General features: G+C 71.6%; 10 protein-coding genes. All 10 read right to left on the reverse strand.

Features of this window, described 5'->3' with window-relative positions:
• Nucleotides 1–27: 27 nt before the first annotated feature.
• The 10 genes from BT341_RS35720 to glgX (BT341_RS35765) all read right to left on the reverse strand — a co-directional run bounded on the left by BT341_RS35720 (nt 28) and on the right by glgX (BT341_RS35765) (nt 17728).
• Nucleotides 28–1218: a hypothetical protein gene (locus BT341_RS35720; protein ID WP_072480414.1), complete on the reverse strand. Its 1191-nt coding sequence runs from the start codon at nt 1216–1218 to the stop codon at nt 28–30.
• A gap of 40 nt (nt 1219–1258) precedes the next feature.
• On the reverse strand, nt 1259–1651 hold the full coding sequence (locus tag BT341_RS35725) for a hypothetical protein (RefSeq protein WP_072480415.1): 393 nt from the start codon (nt 1649–1651) through the stop codon (nt 1259–1261).
• 82 nt (nt 1652–1733) lie between these two features.
• On the reverse strand, nt 1734–3941 hold the full coding sequence (glgB, locus tag BT341_RS35730; protein ID WP_072480416.1) for a 1,4-alpha-glucan branching protein GlgB: 2208 nt from the start codon (nt 3939–3941) through the stop codon (nt 1734–1736).
• Between the two features lie 4 nt (nt 3942–3945).
• A complete protein-coding gene (locus BT341_RS35735) occupies nt 3946–5319 on the reverse strand; it encodes a maltokinase N-terminal cap-like domain-containing protein (RefSeq protein ID WP_072480417.1) in 1374 nt (457 codons plus the stop codon).
• 5 nt (nt 5320–5324) lie between these two features.
• Complete coding sequence (gene treS, locus BT341_RS35740) at nt 5325–7133, reverse strand: maltose alpha-D-glucosyltransferase (RefSeq protein ID WP_072480418.1); 1809 nt, start codon at nt 7131–7133, stop codon at nt 5325–5327.
• Between the two features lie 39 nt (nt 7134–7172).
• Nucleotides 7173–9155, reverse strand: a complete 1983-nt coding sequence (locus BT341_RS35745; protein ID WP_072480419.1) for an alpha-1,4-glucan--maltose-1-phosphate maltosyltransferase — start codon at nt 9153–9155, stop codon at nt 7173–7175.
• Nucleotides 9156–9428: 273 nt separating this feature from the next.
• Nucleotides 9429–11564, reverse strand: a complete 2136-nt coding sequence (gene glgX, locus BT341_RS35750) for a glycogen debranching protein GlgX (protein WP_072480420.1) — start codon at nt 11562–11564, stop codon at nt 9429–9431.
• A 52-nt stretch (nt 11565–11616) separates the two neighbouring features.
• Nucleotides 11617–13338 (reverse strand): malto-oligosyltrehalose trehalohydrolase, encoded by a 1722-nt coding sequence (gene treZ, locus BT341_RS35755; protein ID WP_072480421.1) that lies wholly within the window; start codon nt 13336–13338, stop codon nt 11617–11619.
• Nucleotides 13335–15611, reverse strand: a complete 2277-nt coding sequence (treY, locus tag BT341_RS35760) for a malto-oligosyltrehalose synthase (protein WP_072480422.1) — start codon at nt 15609–15611, stop codon at nt 13335–13337. Before treY ends, treZ begins: the two co-directional genes overlap by 4 nt.
• Complete coding sequence (gene glgX, locus BT341_RS35765; RefSeq protein ID WP_072480423.1) at nt 15608–17728, reverse strand: glycogen debranching protein GlgX; 2121 nt, start codon at nt 17726–17728, stop codon at nt 15608–15610. Before glgX (BT341_RS35765) ends, treY begins: the two co-directional genes overlap by 4 nt.
• Nucleotides 17729–17794: the final 66 nt, after the last annotated feature.

Below are 17794 nucleotides of genomic sequence, written 5' to 3' on the forward strand. Positions count from 1 at the left end.
GAACTTCCGGTGGCGGGTTTCCGTCGCTCAGGGGCGGCCGGTGAGCGTCGTCCACGGGACGTGCACCACGACGCGCTCGCGGAGCTGCTCGTTGAGCAGCCACAGCTCGCCCGTCTTCGGCCAGTACGACAGGTTCTGGCTGTTCACCGGCGCCTGCCCGGCCAACCTCGACGTCGACACGCCGCCGAGCCCGCCGTGCAGGCACGACGGGTGGTCGCCCGCCACCCCCGCGTACTCCGGGCAGACGCCGGTCAGCACGAAGTAGCCACCCCGGGACACCGCGCCCTGCATGCCCCACACCGGCGACGAGAACCCTTCGACGGCGTGCACCAGCCCGTCCGCCGACGTCTTCAGGCGCCCGGAAGCCGCGTCGAACGGCCACCGGAGGATCCGGCCGCCCGCCTCGGGGGCGTGCTCCGCCGTCACGAACGTCGAATCGGTGTGGTCGAACGACAGCGTCGACAGGCACGGGCGCGCGCCGGTCGCCGTCGTGCACGCGCCGCCGCCCGGGTACCAGTAGGCGCCGACCTGCGGCATCGCGTAGTCGTAGTACGCCGCGTGGTACTTGCCGTCGCTGCCCAGGCCGACTGTCGCGGCGCTGTCGTCGACCTTCCAGAAGTGCGTAGTGTCGAAAACGCGGATCAGGCCGCCGGTGGTCGCGACGTAGAGCAGGTTGCCCGACCACGTCATGCCGTGCCCGTGCCCGGCGACGACCGCGAAATCGGTGCCGGACGTCGGTTCCACGAGCAGGACGTGCCGGTAGCCGAGCCCACCGGCGTCCACAAAGGACAGCCGGACCATCGTGTCACCGGGCGTGTGCCACGTCGTGGCGACGACACGCTTGCCGCCGGCGGTGCCCGTTGCCGGGTCCGCGTCCCCGGAGCCGGTGAGGCCCTGCGGGATCCAGTCGTTGGTCTTGTCGTCGTTCGCGTCCTCCCAGCAGAAGCCGGCGGGCTTCAGCGCGGCCGCGAGGTACGTGCCGTGGCAGAGCGGACGGGCCGTCCGGTTGGTGTCGGCGAGCAGCGACGAGAGCCCGCGGGGCGGGAGCTTCCGGTCCAGCTCGGCGATCCGGCCGGCGTAGGTGGCGAAGGAGCCCCCCGGGGTGAGCCGGTAGCCGTCGACGGTCGCGGCGTCGAGCCGCGGGAAGTTCGCGGCGGCTTCGGCGGGGGCGGGCAGGCCGAGCAGCAGCACCGCTGCGAGACCGATGAGAAAGCGCATCCCGGCAGGGTGCCGGAGGGTCGTACATGACCCGTACAAGTCAGGGCACGGCCAGGCCGCGTTCCCGCAGCGACTCCTCGACGCGCAGGCGTTCGATCTCGCGGTCCATGCCCTCGGGCAGCTCCGCGAGCCGGTGTGGCACGCCGACCTGGCGGCACGCCTGGGTGAGCAGCTCGTCGTAGGCCTGGCGGGTGCCGAGCCGCCGCGCGGCCGGGGTGCCCGACGGGTAGCCGGCGAGCAGCCGGTGCACCCGCCGCAGGTCCGCGGCGACGCGTTCGATCGGCGGCCCGTCCGGCAGCGGCTTCGCGCGCTTGCACCGGACCCAGTGGACGAGCTTCGGGACACGCAGCGCACACCAGAACAGCACCGTGGGAGCCACACAAACCACGGCGAACAGGATCAGGTTCCCGACGACACCACCGGAGCCGCCCATGTCCCGATGGTAAGCCCGCGCGCCCGGCTCGGCGGACCCTTTTTCCGGCCGGGCGCGCGTATCAGACGCGTGACGCCTTTCGTCACGGGAGCTCGGGGGTCTCCGGGGTCTCCTCGATCAGCCAGAGGACTCCGGCCGGCGGGAGCTGGAGGACCGCCGACGCCGGCTGGCCGTGCCACGGTTCCTCCGTCGCCTCGACCGCGCCCATGTTGCCGACGCCCGAACCGCCGTAGATCTCCGCGTCCGTGTTGACCACTTCGAGCCAGCGGCCCGCCGCCGGGAGACCGACCCGGTAGTCGTGGTGCGGGACCCCCGCGAAGTTCGCCACGCAGGCCAGCCGCGAACCGTCCGCGCCCACGCGCAGGAAGCTCAGCACGTTGCCGCTCGAGTCGTTGGCGTCGATCCAGCGGAAGCCGTCCGGCGAGGTGTCCTGGCTGAACAGCGCCGGCGTCGACCGGTACACCGAGTTCAGCACGCGCAGCAGGTCCTGCACGCCGCGGTGCAGCGGCTCGTCGAGCAGGTGCCAGTCCAGCGACCGCTGCTCGGACCACTCCCCCTCCTGGCCGAACTCGCCGCCCATGAACAGCAGCTGCTTGCCGGGGTGGGCCCACATGAACGCCAGCAGCGAGCGCAGCCCGGCCGCCTTGTTCCAGGCGTCGCCCGGCATCCGGCCCCACAAGGATCCCTTGCCGTGCACCACTTCGTCGTGCGAGAGCGGCAGGACGAAGTTCTCGCTCCACGCGTACACGAGCGAGAACGTCATCTCGTTGTGGTGGTAGGCCCGGTGGATCGGCTCGTGCGACAGGTAGCGGAGCGTGTCGTGCATCCACCCCATGTTCCACTTGAACCCGAACCCGAGGCCGCCCAGGTGGGTCGGGCGCGTGACACCCGGCCACGCCGTCGACTCCTCGGCCACCATCACGACACCCGGGTGTCGCTTGTAGACGGTCGCGTTCAGCTCCTGCAGGAACTTCACCGCGTCCAGGTTCTCGCGGCCGCCGTACTGGTTGGGCAGCCACTCGCCGTCCTTGCGGGAGTAGTCGAGGTAGAGCATCGACGCGACGGCGTCGACGCGCAGGCCGTCGAGGTGGAACTCGTCGAGCCAGTACAGCGCGTTGGCGACCAGGAAGTTGCGGACCTCGTTGCGGCCGAAGTCGAACACGAGCGTGCCCCAGTCGGGCTGCTCGCCGCGGCGCGGGTCCGCGTGCTCGTACAGCGGCGTCCCGTCGAAGCGGGCCAGCGCCCAGCTGTCGCGCGGGAAGTGCGCGGGCACCCAGTCCACCAGGACGCCGATCCCGCGCTGGTGCAGGCGGTCGACGAAGTAGCGGAAGTCGTCCGGCGAGCCGAAGCGGGACGTCGGCGCGTAGTACGACGTCACCTGGTAACCCCACGAGCCGCCGAACGGGTGTTCCGACACCGGCAGCAGCTCCACGTGCGTGAAACCGGTTTCGACGAGGTAGTCGCCGAGCTGGTCGGCCAGCTCGCGGTAGTCGAGCCCGGGCCGCCACGAGCCGAGGTGCACCTCGTAGATGCTCATCGGCGCCGCCGCCCACTGGGTGGCCTCCCGCCGCGTGACCCACTCGGCGTCGTCCCACGCATGAACGGACTCGGTGACCACGGACGCCGTGGCGGGCGGCTTCTCCGTCGCGAACGCCATCGGATCGGCCTTCTCGTGCCAGTTGCCGTCGGCGCCGAGGATCCGGAACTTGTAGCAGGTGCCGGCGCCGACGCCGGGCACGAACAGCTCCCAGACCCCGGACGAGCCGAGCGAGCGCATCGCGTGCCCGCGCCCGTCCCAGCCGTTGAAGTCGCCGATCACCCGGATGCCGCGGGCGTTCGGGGCCCAGACCGCGAACGACGTCCCGTCGACGACCCCGTTCGGCGTCTCGTACGACCGGACGTGGGCGCCGAGCACCTCCCAGAGCCGCTCGTGCCGTCCTTCGCCGATCAGGTGCAGGTCCAGCTCGCCGACCGTGGGCAGCCAGCGGTACGGGTCGTCGGCGGTGACGGTGTGCCCGTCGTACTCCACCTCCAGCCGGTAGTCGCCGGGGTGCTCGGGCACGGCCACCGCGAACAGCGCGTCGATCACCGGCTCCATCGGATACCGGTGCTCGCCCGCGCGCAGCGTGACGCCCTTGGCTCCCGGCAGCAGCGCACGGGCGGCGAAGCTCTTGCCCGCCTGGTGCACGCCCAGCACCGAGTGCGGGTCGTGGTGGGAGCCGGCCAGCAGCCGGTCGATGTCGGCGGCGGGCGGCGCCGCGGCCGGGAGGCCTTCCGGAACGGCGTTCACGGTGTCATCCCTCTCCGCTCGTGATCCGGGCGATCGAGGCGAGCGGCACGCCGAGCCAGTCCGGCCGGTTCGCGTGCTCGTAGCCCACCTCGTAGACCGCCTTGTCCAGTTCGAAGGCGCGCAGCAGCTCGCCCTGGTCGCGCGGGTCGGCCGCGATCGCGGCGTAGCCCTCGCAGAACGCCGTCCGGTTCCGCGCGGACCACTCGTGGGCCCGCTCGGCCAGCGCCGGGTCGTCCGGCTGGCCGACCAGCATCTGCTGGGCCGCGTAGTCGAACGACCTCAGCATGCCCGCCACGTCGCGCAACGGCGACCGCAGCGCGTGGCGCTCCTCCACCGGGGCCGCCGGCTCGCCCTCGAAGTCGATGAGCAGCCAGCCGCCCACGGTCCGCAGCACCTGCCCGAGGTGCAGGTCGCCGTGGATGTACTGCATGGTCACCGAGTCGGCGGGCAGCGTGCGCAGCCGCTCGAACGCCGCCTGCAGCGCCGGGGCGTGCGCGGCCAGCTCCGGGACCCGCGCGGCGATCGTGTCCAGCCGCGTGAGCATCGCCTTCGTCGATCGTTCCAGCTCCGCGGCGTCGGCCGGTTCCGTGCCGAGGGCTTCGGCGAGGTCCGCGTGCACCTCGGCGACGGCGCGCCCGAGGCGTTCGGCCTCGCCGGCGAAGTCGCCGCCGACTTCGTCGGGATGCAGTTCGGGGGCGGCCATCAGGTCGCGGACGCTGGTGGTGGCCATCGCCCAGCCGTCGACCGCGTCCGACACGAACTGCTGGAGCATGCCGACCGTGGTCGGCTCGCCGTCCAGGTCGCCGGTGATCGAGCCGAGCACCGGGGCGATGTGCTTGCTGCCCACCCCCTGCAGCGCGCGGTGCAGCAGCAGGTCCTTGTTCTTGCCGGGGGTCAGCTTCCGGAACAGCTTGAGGATGTACTGCCCGCCGTAGACCAGGGACGTGTTGCTCTGCTCGGACGTGATCGGCCGGGCCCGCAGGCCGGTCTCCAGCTGGACCCCGGGCTCGTGCTCGAAGACCAGCGGACCGACGCGTTCCTCCCGGGCCATCAGGTCCAGCAGCACGCCGGTGACGTCCAGGTCGCCGGACGCCTCGTAGGCGTTGAGGTCCCCGACGGCCCCGATCCAGCTGGTGGACGCGATCTCCGGCGGGTGCGTCCGCCGGCCGACGAGCAGCTGGTAGGGCTCGCGCCGCTCGCCCTGCGCCACCTCGACGACGACGTGCAGCAGCTGCGGGTCGCCCGCGACGAGCTCGGTCACGCCGAGCGGGCGGACTCCGGTCACCGGCCGGTCCTTCCCGGCGAACCAGCGCTGCTCCGGCAGCCAGCGCTTCAGGTCACCGGTCAGGTCCTCGACCAGCGCACGCGGGTCGGACAAGGGACTCACCTCGCTTCGCCTTCGTCTCCCGAGCTCGTCAGCTGGAACCAGTAGAAGCCGTGCCCCGGCAGCGTCAGCAGGTACGGCAGCTCCCCGATGCTGGGGAACCGCACTCCGCCGGTGAGCTCCACCGGCGTGCACCCGCGATGCGCGGACAGATCCAGCTCCACCGGCTGCGGGAACCGGGAGAGGTTGTTGACGCAGAGCACGATGTCCTCGCCGCCGTCCGGGCGCCGCCACTGGCGCTTGTAGGCCAGCACGCTCGGGTTGGACCCGCCGAGGTCGACGAACTCGCCTTCGGCGAAGGCGTGGTGCTGCTTGCGCACCTCGATCATCCGCCGGGTCCAGTTGAGCAGGGAGGACGCGTTGTTCGACTGCGCCTCGACGTTCAGACCCTGGTAGCCGTACACCGGGTCCATGATCACCGGCAGGTAGATCCGGCCCGGGTCGCAGGAGGAGAACCCGGCGTTGCGGTCCGGGGTCCACTGCATGGGGGTGCGCACCGCGTCGCGGTCGCCGAGCCAGATGTTGTCTCCCATGCCGATCTCGTCACCGTAGTACAGAACGGGCGAGCCCGGCAGGGAAAGCAGCATCGCGGTGAACAGCTCCTGCTGGTTGCGGTCGTTGTCCAGCAGCGGGGCCAGCCTCCGGCGGATGCCGATGTTGGCCTTCATGCGCGGGTCCTTGGCGTACTCCGCGTACATGTAGTCGCGCTCTTCGTCGGTGACCATCTCGAGCGTCAGCTCGTCGTGGTTGCGCAGGAAGATGCCCCACTGGGTGCCGCTGGGGATCTCGGGGGTCTGGGTCAGGATCTCCGAGATCGGGAACCGGGACTCGCGCCGCACGGCCATGAAGATCCGCGGCATCAGCGGGAAGTGGAACGCCATGTGGCACTCGTCGCCGCCGACCGCCGGGTCGCCGAAGTACTCGACGACGTCCGAGGGCCACTGGTTGGCCTCGGCGAGCAGGATCCGGCCCGGGTACTCGTCGTCGACGACCTTGCGGCAGCGCTTGAGGAACTCGTGCGTGCGCGGCAGGTTCTCGCAGTTGGTGCCCTCCTGCTCGAACAGGTACGGCACGGCGTCCAGGCGGAACCCGTCGATGCCCAGGTCGAGCCAGAACCGCAGGACGTCGATCATCGCGTTCTGGACGTCGGCGTTCTCGTAGTTCAGGTCGGGCTGGTGGGAGAAGAACCGGTGCCAGTAGAACTGGCCGCGCACCGGGTCGTAGGTCCAGTTCGACGTCTCGGTGTCGACGAAGATGATCCGCGCGTCGGCGTAGCGGGAGTCGTCGTCGCTCCACACGTAGTAGTCGCCGTACGGGCCGTCGGGGTCGTGGCGGGACTGCTGGAACCACGGGTGCGCGTCCGAGGTGTGGTTGAGCACCAGGTCGGTGATCACCCGGATGCCGCGCCGGTGGGCCTCGTTGAGCAGGAAGACGAAGTCCTCGACGCTGCCGAACTCCGGCAGCACCGCGCGGAAGTCGCTGATGTCGTACCCGCCGTCGCGCAGCGGCGAGGCGTAGAACGGCGGCAGCCACAGGCAGTCGACGCCGAGCCAGGCCAGGTAGTCCAGCCGCCCGGCCAGGCCGCGCAGGTCGCCGGTGCCGTCGCCGTTGGAGTCGGCGAACGCGCGGACCAGCACCTCGTAGAACACCGCGCCCTTGAACCAGTACGGGTCGCTCGGTGCCTGCTGCGCCGCCCGGAAGTCCTCGGCCTGGGGTTCCACCAGCATGCCGTCGGCGGTCATCGCCTCGCCGGTGTGCGGCACGCCTTCCAGCCCCAGCGCCGCATCGGGCCGGGCATCTTCGGCCATGTGCTCCACCTCGTCCCTCGAGTCCCTGTCCTTCCGTTCTCAGCCGGCCAGCCGGCGTCTCACCGAGACCACGTGCGCCACGGCCCGCCACGGCTCGAGCCGGACGTAGTTCGCCGGGCCCCAGTCCCAGGTGTCGCCGGTGACCTCGTCGTGGGCGATCAGCCGCTCGTGCGCCTCGAACCCGAGCGCCCCGGTGTCGAGCCAGAGCGTGCCCTCTTGGGGCCCGTACGGGTCGAGCGTGACGACGGTGACCACGGTGTCGCCGGTGGCCGGGTCCTGTTTGGAGTAGGCCAGCAGCGCGTCGTTGTCGACGTGGTGGAAGTGCAGGGTGCGCATCTGCTGCAGCGCCGGGTGCGCGCGCCGGACCGCGTTCAGCTTCGCCAGCCACGGCTCCAGCGAGCGCCCTTCGGCCAGCGCGCGCTCGAAGTCGCGCGGGCGCAGCTGGTACTTCTCGGAGTCGAGGTACTCCTCGCTGCCCTCGCGGACCGGGACGTGCTCGAACAGCTCGTAGCCGGAGTAGACGCCCCAGGTCGGCGAGATCGTCGCCGCCAGCGCCGCCCGCAGCGCGAACATGCCCGGGCCGCCGCGCTGCAGCGACTCGTGGAGGATGTCCGGGGTGTTGACGAACAGGTTCGGCCTGCCCTCGTTCCAGTGCTCGCGCAGGTCGATGGCGAAGTCGATCAGCTCCTGCTTGCCCGTGCGCCAGGTGAAGTAGGTGTAGCTCTGGGTGAAGCCGAGCCGCGCCAGGCCCCACAGCCGGGCCGGGCGGGTGAACGCCTCGGCCAGGAAGAGGACGTCCGGGTGGGCGTCCTTCACCGACTGGATCAGCCAGGCCCAGAAGTCCGGCGGCTTGGTGTGCGGGTTGTCGACCCGGAAGATCTTGACCCCGTGGTCGATCCACACGGTGATGACCCGGAGCATCTCCTCGTAGACGGCCTTCGGGTCGTTGTCGAAGTTGATCGGGTAGATGTCCTGGTACTTCTTCGGCGGGTTCTCCGCGTAGGCGATCGAGCCGTCCGGGCGGGTGGTGAAGAACTCGGGGTGCTTGAGCACCCACGGGTGGTCGGGCGCGGCCTGCAGCGCGAAGTCGAGCGCCACCTCCATGCCCAGCTCCCCCGCCCGCGCGACGAAGGCGTCGAAGTCGTCGAAGGTGCCCAGCTCCGGGTGGATGGCGTCGTGCCCGCCCTCGTCGGAGCCGATCGCCCACGGCGAGCCGACGTCCTCCGGCTTCGCGTCCAGCGTGTTGTTGGGTCCCTTGCGGTTGACTCGCCCGATCGGGTGGATCGGCGGGAGGTAGACGACGTCGAAGCCCATCTTCGCGACCCGGTCGAGCGCGGCCGCGGCGGTGGTGAAGGTGCCGTGCACCGGCTTGCCCTCGGCGTCGAGCCCGCCGGTCGAGCGGGGGAACAGCTCGTACCAGGAGCCGAACGCGGCCCGGCGGCGGTCGACCCACACCTTGTGCGGCTTGCCCTTGGTGATCAGCTCGCGCACCGGAAACTCGTGCATGAGCTGGCGGATCTCGGGCGAGAGCGCCGGCCCGACGCGCTCGGCCAGGCTGCGTTCCTCGTCGCGCAGCGCGGCCACCGCGCCGGTCAGCAGCGTCTTCTCGGCCCGGCGGTCGGGACGGCGGGCGACGCGTTCCAGCAGCCGGGCGCCGTTCTCGAGGTCGTTGGCGAGGTCTTCGGGCCCCTGCCCGGCGGCGACCTTCACCTCGACGGCGTGCTCCCACGTGGACCACGGGTCGCCCCAGGCGTCGATCCGGAACGTCCACAGGCCGGTGGTGTCCGGGACGATCACGGCGGCGAAGGAGTCGGGGTGGTCGGGGCCGCGGGGCACCATCCGCGTCTGGCGGGTGAGTCGGTCGTCCGGGCCGCGCCACGCGACGGTGGCGGCGACCGCGTCGTGGCCTTCGCGCCAGACGGTCGCGGTGACCGGGATGTGTTCCCCCACAACGGCTTTGGCCGGATACCGGCCGCAGCTCACGCTGGGGGAGACGTCGTCGATGCCGAGCCGGCCGGTCATGGGCAACGCCCCTCGGTGTGTCGGTTGGACGCAGGCAGGCGACAGTCTGCCTGACTCGATCAAGTGCCCACGAGGCAGGGTTCTCTAGCCGTGTACCCAGACCACCTCGGGTGAAACGCTTTCCCCGCAACGAATTTCCGGCGGGTTTCCCGCGGGTTACACCGGCGCCCGCCCCGGGTGCCGTCCCCGGCCGTCCGGCACGCGGACCCGAACGGCCACCAGCCGTACCCGAACGGACGACACGCACCTCCGGACGGCCGTCCGGGAACGGCGTCAGGCGGCCTCGGCCGCCAGCCGCGGGGCACGCAGCAGGAGCAGCGAACGCGACTGGAGCGTCAGCCGGCTCTTGGCCTCCAGCGGGCCCGGGTCGGCCGGGCTGCCGTCCGCGGTGCTCGTGTCGAGGGTCGGCTTGAACGTCTCGCCGTACTCGCGGCCCGGCAGCACCACCTCGGCCGGCTGGTCGCCGGCGTGCAGCCACAGCAGCCACGAGTGGTCGGGCACCAGCTCGCCGTCGCGGTTGCGGGCCTGGCTGTTCGAGCCGTCGATCCACATGCCGAGCGTGTGCCGGTCTTCGAACCAGTCGGTCTCGCCGAACTCCTCGCCGTCCGGGCGGAACCAGATCAGGTCCGGCTTGCCGGTCGGCGTCGTCCGGCCTTCGAAGAACTCCGGCTGGCGCAGCGCCGGGCTGTTCGCGCGCAGCCGGACCACCCGCCGGGCGAAGGCGAGCATCGCGTCCGCCTCCTGCTCTTCGGGCGTCCAGTCCAGCCACGACGTCTCGTCGTCGAGGCAGTACGCGTTGTTGTTGCCGCGCTGGGTCCGCCAGAACTCGTCACCCGCGGTGATCATCGGCGTGCCGGTGGACAGCAGCAGCGTCGCGAAGAGGTTGCGCACCTGCCGGGCGCGCAGTTCGCGGATCGCCGGGTCCGTGGTCTCCCCCTCGGCGCCGTGGTTCCACGAGCGGTTGTCGTTGCCGCCGTCGCGGTTGTCCTCGCCGTTGGCCTCGTTGTGCTTTTCGTTGTAGGACACCAGGTCCCGCAGCGTGAAGCCGTCGTGCGCGGTGACGAAGTTGATCGACTGCCACGGGCGCCGCAGGTTGTGGTCGTAGAGGTCCGACGAGCCGGACAGCCGGTAGGCGAGGTCCCGGACGCCGGTCGCGCCGCGCCAGAAGTCACGCACGGTGTCGCGGTAGCGGCCGTTCCACTCGGCCCACTGGGCGCCGAAGTCGCCGACGCGGTAGCCCTCGCCGGTCGCGTCCCACGGTTCCGCGATCAGCTTGCAGCGCGAGAGCACCGGGTCGGTCGTGATCGCGGTGAGCATCGTCGAGTTGCGGTCGAAGACGCCGCCGCGCGGCCGGCCGAGCGTGCTGGCGAGGTCGAAGCGGAAGCCGTCGACGCCCATCTCCTGCGTCCAGTACCGCAGCGAGTCGGTCACCAGCCGCACGACGGTCGGCGAGCCGGCCTCCAGCGTGTTGCCGCAGCCGGTGATGTCGGCCATGTGCCCGCGTTCGGTGTGCAGGTAGTACTCCGGCGCGTTCAGCCCGCGGAAGCTGAGCGTCGGCCCGTCCGGGCCGCCCTCGCAGGTGTGGTTGAACACGACGTCGAGGATCACTTCGATGCCCGCCGCGTGCAGGGCGGCCACCATCAGCCGGAACTCCTCGACCTCGTGGCCGGGCTCGCTGGCGTAGGCGGCGTGCGGCGCGAAGAAGCCGAGCGGCGAGTACCCCCAGTAGTTGTGCCGGCCGGCCCGCACCAGCGACGGCTCGTCGAGGAACGAGTGCACCGGCAGCAGCTCCACGGACGTGACGCCGAGCCGGGTCAGGTACTCGATCGCGACCGGGTGGGCCAGGCCCAGGTAGGTGCCGCGCAGCGCCTCCGGGATGAACGGGTGCTGCTGGGTGAACCCCTTGACGTGCAGCTCGTAGATCACCGCCTCCTCGAACGGGACCTCCGGCTTGACCCCGGTGTCCGGCCCGCCCGGCGAGCTGACCACCGACAGCGGCACCCTGCCAAGGGAGTCCACTGTGGACATCGGGCCGCGGTCCGGGTCGCCGGTGAAGCCCTGCGCGGCCCGCAGGTCGGTGAGCCCGCCGGTGATCTGCCGGGCGTAGGGGTCGACGAGCAGCTTGTGCGGGTTGCAGCGCAGGCCGCGGACCGGGTCGTACGGGCCGTGGATCCGGTAGCCGTACCGCTGCCCCGGCGTCACGCCGGGCACCAGGCCGTGCCAGACGCCGAACGTGCGCTCGGTCAGCGGGATCCGCCGCTCGGACCCGTCGGGGTCGATCAGGCAGAGGTCGACCGCGTCGGCGACGGCCGAGGTGATGGCGAACCGCACTCCGCCTGCCTCCGGGTGGGCGCCGAGCGGAAACGGGCGTCCGGCGAGGACGTGCTGGGTGGAGGGTCGTGTGGCCATTCCTGAATCGTCCCAGATCGGGCCGGTGGCTCGCGCGCGATATGCCGACGAGTTACCCGGCCGCCGCCGTTTCGACGAGGGCGAAAGTGTCCGGGGGCAGGTGCGCGGCCCCACCGTCCACGATGGCCTCGCCCCAGGTCAGCAGGGTCGCCGTGGCGCCGAGCGGCAGCGTCACCGGGCCGGCGCCGAAGTTGACGGCCAGCCGCAGCCCGCCGCGGTGCAGCACCAGCCAGGCCCCGTCCGGCGTCGTGTCGACGCACACGTCGCCGACCCACGGGTCGGCCAGTTCCGGCCGCTCGCGGCGCAGCCGGATCAGCGAGCGGTAGAGCCGGAGCATCTCCCGGTGGCCGGGACGCTCGGGCTCGGCCCAGTCGAGCCGGGACCGTTCGACGGTCGCCGGGTCCATCGGGTCGGGCACGTCGGCCTCGCCCCAGCCGTGCCGGGCGAACTCGCGGCGGCGGCCGGTGCGGACCGCCTCGGCCAGCTCCGGGTCCGGGAAGGAGGCGAAGAACTGCCACGGCGTGCTCGCCGCCCACTCCTCCCCCATGAACACCATCGGCGTGAACGGCGAGCAGAACAGGACCGCAGCGCCGCAGGCCAGCCGGTCCGGCGGGACCGTCGCGGACAGCCGGTCGCCGGTCGCGCGGTTGCCGATCTGGTCGTGGTTCTGCAGGTAGGCGAGGAAGCGGTGGCCCGGCACGGTCCGGGTGTCGACCGGGCGGCCGTGCGTGCGCTCGCGGAACGACGACCAGGTCCCGGCGTGGAAGAACACCTCGCGCAGGACCCGCTCGACCGCGTCCGGTGCGGCGAAGTCCGTGTAGTACCCGGACGTCTCGCCGGTGAGCTTGACGTGCAGGGCGTGGTGGAAGTCGTCCGACCACTGCGCGTGCAGGCCGTAGCCGCCGCGCTCGCGGGGGGTGACCAGCCGCGGGTCGTTGAGGTCGGACTCGGCGATCAGTGTCAGCGGCCGGTTGAGGGCCGCGGACAGCGTCTCGACCTCGACGGCGAGCTGTTCGAGCAGGTGGACCGCGCGCCGGTCGAGCAGCGCGTGCACCGCGTCCAGGCGCAGGGCGTCGACGTGGAAGTCGCGGAACCAGCTCAGCGCGTTGCCGATCACGTACCGGCGGACCTCGTCGGAGCCGGGGCCGTCGAGGTTGAGCCCCGGTCCCCAGTCGTTCCGCCCGGCGAAGTACGGCCCGAACCGGTCGAGGTAGGCCCCGGACGGCCCGAGGTGGTTGTAGACGACGTCGAGCACGACGGCCAGCCCGCGCGCGTGCGCCGCGTCGACGAACCGCTTGAAGCCGTCGGGTCCGCCGTAGGGCTCGTGGACCGCGCCCCAGAGCACGCCGTCGTACCCCCAGCCGGCGGTGCCGTCGAAGGCGTTGACCGGCAGCAGCTCGACGTGCGTGATGCCGAGGTCGACGAGGTGGTCGAGCCGGTCGATGGCCGCGTCGAAGGTGCCGCCCTCGGTGAACGTGCCGACGTGCAGCTCGTAGAGGACGGCCCCGGGCAGCTGCCGTCCGGTCCAGGCGTCGTCGGTCCAGGCGAACTCGGCGTGGTCGTAGACGCGGGACTCCGCGTGCACGCCGTGGGGCTGCCGGCGCGACCGCGGGTCGGGCAGCGGCGTCTCGTCGTCGTCCAGGAGGAAGGCGTAGTTGACCCCCTCGGCGTCGGCGTGCCACCAGCCGCCGTCACCGGCGGTCATCTCGTGGACACCGGCGTCGACGCTCACCCGGACCCGGCGGGCCGACGGGGCCCACACGCTGAACCTCATGCGTCTCCTCGCACCAGCAACGCGACGGGATATCGGTCGAACAGGGTGGCCAGGTCGCCGGTAGCCTCGCGGCCGGTCAGGACGTCGGTCCAGGTGCCGCCGGGCAGCGGCAGCACGGTGCCGCGCCAGCCGCCGCCGGCTTCGAGGCCGACCGGCAGGCGCGTCACCGCGACCGCCAGGTCCGCGGACCGCGTGTAGGCCAGGCAGTGCTCCGCCGCGGGCCCTTCGGCCCGCAACGGCCGGTAGCCGCGGAACAGCGCCGGGTGTTCGCGGCGCAGCCGCAGCGCCTTGTGCACGACCAGCAGCTTCGCCGCGCCCGACGCGTCGATCTCCGGCTGCTCCCCCTGGAGGATCCGGGCCAGGATCTCGCGGCGGGCCGCGTAGTCGACCGGACGGCGGTTGTCCGGGTCGACCAGCGAGAAGTCCCACAGCTCGGTGCCCTGGTAGACGTCCGGGACGCCGGGCGCGGTCAGCTGGACGAGCTTCTGGCCGAGCGAGTTCGCGTACCCGGCCTTCCCGATGCGCGCGACGAACGCCTCGACGTCCGACGCCAGCTCGGCGTCGCCCATGACGTCCCCGGGCCACGCGGCGACGTCGGCCTCGAACGCCTCGTCGTGGTCGGTCCAGCTGGTCCGGAGCTTGGCCTCCTTGGCCGCCTTGTCGAGGTAGTCCCGCAGCCGCGCGGGCTCGATCGGCCAGGTCGACACCAGCGTCTGCCAGGCCAGGAGGTTGAGCGACGGCTCGTCGATCCCGCGCCGCGCGCTCCAGCGGCGGACCGCGTCGGCGAACTCGCCGGGCACCTCGGCCAGCACGGCCATCCGGGCGCGGGTGTCCTCGGAACGCTTGGTGTCGTGCGTGGTCAGCGTCGTCATCGCCGCCGGGTGCCCGGCTTCCCGCTCGGCCGCCAGCCGGTGGAACTCCTCGACGCCGATGCCGAACCGGTCCGGATTGCCGCCGACCTCGTTGAGCGCGGCGAAGCGCGTGTAGCGGTAGAACGTCGTGTCCTCGGTGCCTTTGGCCACGACCATGCCGGACGTCTGCTGGAGCCGGGTGGCCAGCTCGCCGCCCGGCTCGGCGCGGACCTGCGCGTCGAGGGCGTCCAGCGCGTCACCGAGGTCGGGCCGGGCCTGCCGGGCCCCGGCGATCGCGGCGGCCCAGTGTTCCGTGCCTTCGGGCAGGTAGGAGCGGTAGACGGGGAAGGCGATCATGGTCTCGGCGACCGCCGCCCGCGCGGCTTCGGCGTCGACGTCGCGCAGCAGCGCCGCGATCCGCCGGACCTCGGCCACGAGGATGCGGTCGGTGACCAGACGCCGGGCTTCGGCCTCGACGCGGTGGTAGCCGGTCTTCACGCCCAGCTCGTTCGCCAGCTCGGTGAAGGCGGGCTCGGCGGCCGGGTCGACGAACACGCCGGCGATCTCGCGCAGGGCGTCGTAGCCGGTGGTGCCGTCGACCGGCCAGGTCTGCGGCAGCGGCTCGCCCGGGTGCAGGATCTTCTCCGCCACGATCCACGCGCCCGGCGCGTTCTCGCGCAGCCGCCGGAAGTACCCGCCCGGGTCGGCGAGCCCGTCCGGGTGGTCGACGCGCAGGCCGGTGACGTCGCCGTCGGCCACCCAGCGCAGGACCTCGCCGTGCGTCTCCGCGAACACCGTCGGGTCCTCGACGCGGACCGCGGCCAGGTTCGTGATGTCGAAGAAGCGCCGGTAGCTCAGCTCGGCGTTGCCGCGGCGCCAGCCGATCAGGCGGTAGTGCTGGCGTTCGTGGACCTCCTGCGGCGTCCCGCCCGCGGTGCCGGGCGCGATCGGGAACCGGTGGTCGTAGTAGGCCAGCTCGCCGTCCTCGACCGACAGCTCGGCGACGGCTCCATCGTCACCGAGCACGGGCAGCAGCAGCGGGCCGCGCTCCCAGTCGATGTCGAAGAAGGACGCGTACTCGGAGTCGCGGCCGTGCTCGAGCACGTCCCACCACCACTTGTTGGCCTTCGGCACCTCGACCGACATGTGGTTCGGCACGATGTCGACCACCAGGCCCATGCCGAGCTCCTTGAGCAGCGCGCTCAGCTCGCGGCGGGCGTCTTCACCGCCCAGTGCCGGCCGGGCGCGCGTCGGGTCGACGACGTCGTAGCCGTGGGTCGAGCCCGGGGCGGCGTCGAGCACCGGCGAGGCGTAGAGCGCCCCTATGCCCAGGTCACGCAGGTAGCCGGCGATGCCGGCGGCGTCGCTGAAGGTGAACTCCGGGCGCAGCTGCACCCGGTAGGTCGACTCCGGGACCGTCATGCGGGCTCCGTCCGCTGCAGCACGACCAGCGACCGCGCGGGCAGGGTGAACTGGCCGCCGCCTTCGATCGGCTCGGCGCCGGCGGGCTCCACCTCGCCGGTCGCGGTGTCGACGACGACGGTCCAGGCCTGGCCGTACCCGTTGCCCGGCAGCTTGGCGTCGATGTCTTCGTAGTGGGCGTTGAAGGCGAGCAGGAACGAGTCGTCCTCGACCGGCATGCCGCGCGCGTCCAGGTCCGGGATCGCCTGGCCGTTGAGGAACACGACGACCGCCTTGCCGAAGCCGTCGTCCCAGTTCTGCTCGGTCATCTCCTCCCCCGCCGGGGTGAACCAGGCGATGTCGCCGAGCTTGTCGCCCTTGCCGACCGGGCCGCCCTGGAAGAACCGGCGGCGGCGGAACACCGGGTGGGCGTGCCGGAACGCGCCGAGCCCGGCGGTGAACCGGACCAGGTCGGCGTTGTCGTCGGCCAGCTCCCAGTCCATCCAGGACAGTTCGGAGTCCTGGCAGTAGACGTTGTTGTTGCCCTGCTGGGTCCGGCCGAACTCGTCGCCGTGCAGGATCATCGGCACGCCCTGGGACAGCATCAGCGTGGCGAGCATGTTCCGCTGCTGGCGGGCACGCAGCGCGAGCACTTCGGGATCGTCGGTCTCGCCCTCGATCCCGCAGTTCCACGAGCGGTTGTCGTCGGCGCCGTCACGGCCGTCCTCGCCGTTGGCCTCGTTGTGCTTTTCGTTGTAGGACACCAGGTCCCGCAGCGTGAAGCCGTCGTGCGCGGTGACGAAGTTGATCGAGGCGAACGGGCGGCGGCCGTCGTCCTGGTAGAGGTCCGAGGAGCCGGTGATCCGCGACGCGAACTCGCCCAGCGTCGAGGGCTCACCGCGCCAGAAGTCGCGGACGGTGTCGCGGAACTGCCCGTTCCACTCCGTCCACAGCGGCGGGAAGTTCCCGACCTGGTAGCCACCGGGACCGACGTCCCACGGCTCGGCGATGAGCTTCACCTGGCTGACGATCGGGTCCTGCTGGACCAGGTCGAAGAACGTCGACAGCCGGTCGACGTCGTAGAACTCGCGGGCCAGCGCCGAGGCCAGGTCGAAGCGGAACCCGTCGACGTGCATCTCCGTCACCCAGTAGCGCAGCGAGTCCATGATCAGCTGCAGGGTGTGCGGGTTGCGCACGTTGAGCGAGTTCCCGGTGCCGGTGTAGTCCATGTAGTACTCGGGCTCCCCCTCGACCAGCCGGTAGTAGGCCTCGTTGTCGATGCCGCGCATCGACAGGGTCGGCCCGAGGTGGTTGCCCTCGGCGGTGTGGTTGTAAACCACGTCGAGGATGACTTCGATGCCGGCTTCGTGGAAGGCCTTGACCATGCCCTTGAACTCCTGGACCTGGCCGCCCTCGCCGGGCATCGCCGCGTAGGAGTCGTGCGGCGCGAAGTAGCCGATCGTGTTGTAGCCCCAGTAGTTCGTCAGGCCTTTCTGGGCGAGGCCGTGGTCGGTGACGAACTGGTGCACCGGCAGCAGCTCCACCGCCGTCACGCCGAGCTTCTGCAGGTGCTCGACGACGGCCGGGTGCGCCATGCCGGCGTAGGTGCCCCGCAGCGCCTCGGGCACGAACGGGTGGTTCACCGTCATGCCCTTGACGTGCGCTTCGTAGATCACCGTCTCGTTGTAGGGCCGCTTCGGCTGGCGGTCGTTGCCCCAGTCGAAGAACGGATTCGCCACCAGTGAGTACGGCACCCGCCCGGCGGAGTCGTCGTCGTTGCGCTCTTCGGGGTTGTCGAACTTGTAGCCGAACAGCGACTCGTCCCACTTCACGCCGTGCGAGACGGCCTTCGCGTAGGGGTCGATGAGCAGCTTGTTCGGGTTGCAGCGCAGGCCGCGCTTCGGGTCGTACGGGCCGTGCACCCGGAACCCGTACCGCTGCCCGGGCCCGACGTTGAGCAGGTAGCCGTGGTGGACGAAGCCGTCGACTTCTTCGAGCGCGTAGCGCGTCTCCTTGCCCTCGGCGTCGAACAGGCACAGTTCGACGAGCTCGGCCACCTCGGAGAACAGGGCGAAGTTCGTCCCCACTCCGTCGTAGGTGGCGCCGAGCGGATAGGGCGTTCCGGGCCAGGGCCGCACTGGGGTCTCCTCGAATCGAGCTGGGTCGTGCCGGTGTCCGCGCGCGCGGACGGGATCGTGTTCCGC

Origin of the sequence: Amycolatopsis australiensis, assembly GCF_900119165.1 — a bacterium.
GTDB classification, from domain to species: domain Bacteria; phylum Actinomycetota; class Actinomycetes; order Mycobacteriales; family Pseudonocardiaceae; genus Amycolatopsis; species Amycolatopsis australiensis.

Excerpts from the sequence above, each read along its gene's own strand:
- BT341_RS35720 (WP_072480414.1), bottom strand. The coding sequence starts at position 1,218 with ATGCGCTTTCTCATCGGTCTCGCAGCGGTGCTGCTGCTCGGCCTGCCC.
- BT341_RS35725 (WP_072480415.1), bottom strand. The coding sequence starts at position 1,651 with ATGGGCGGCTCCGGTGGTGTCGTCGGGAACCTGATCCTGTTCGCCGTG.
- treS (WP_072480418.1), bottom strand. The coding sequence starts at position 7,133 with ATGGCCGAAGATGCCCGGCCCGATGCGGCGCTGGGGCTGGAAGGCGTG.
- BT341_RS35745 (WP_072480419.1), bottom strand. The coding sequence starts at position 9,155 with ATGACCGGCCGGCTCGGCATCGACGACGTCTCCCCCAGCGTGAGCTGC.
- glgX (WP_072480420.1), bottom strand. The coding sequence starts at position 11,564 with ATGGCCACACGACCCTCCACCCAGCACGTCCTCGCCGGACGCCCGTTT.
- treZ (WP_072480421.1), bottom strand. The coding sequence starts at position 13,338 with ATGAGGTTCAGCGTGTGGGCCCCGTCGGCCCGCCGGGTCCGGGTGAGC.
- treY (WP_072480422.1), bottom strand. The coding sequence starts at position 15,611 with ATGACGGTCCCGGAGTCGACCTACCGGGTGCAGCTGCGCCCGGAGTTC.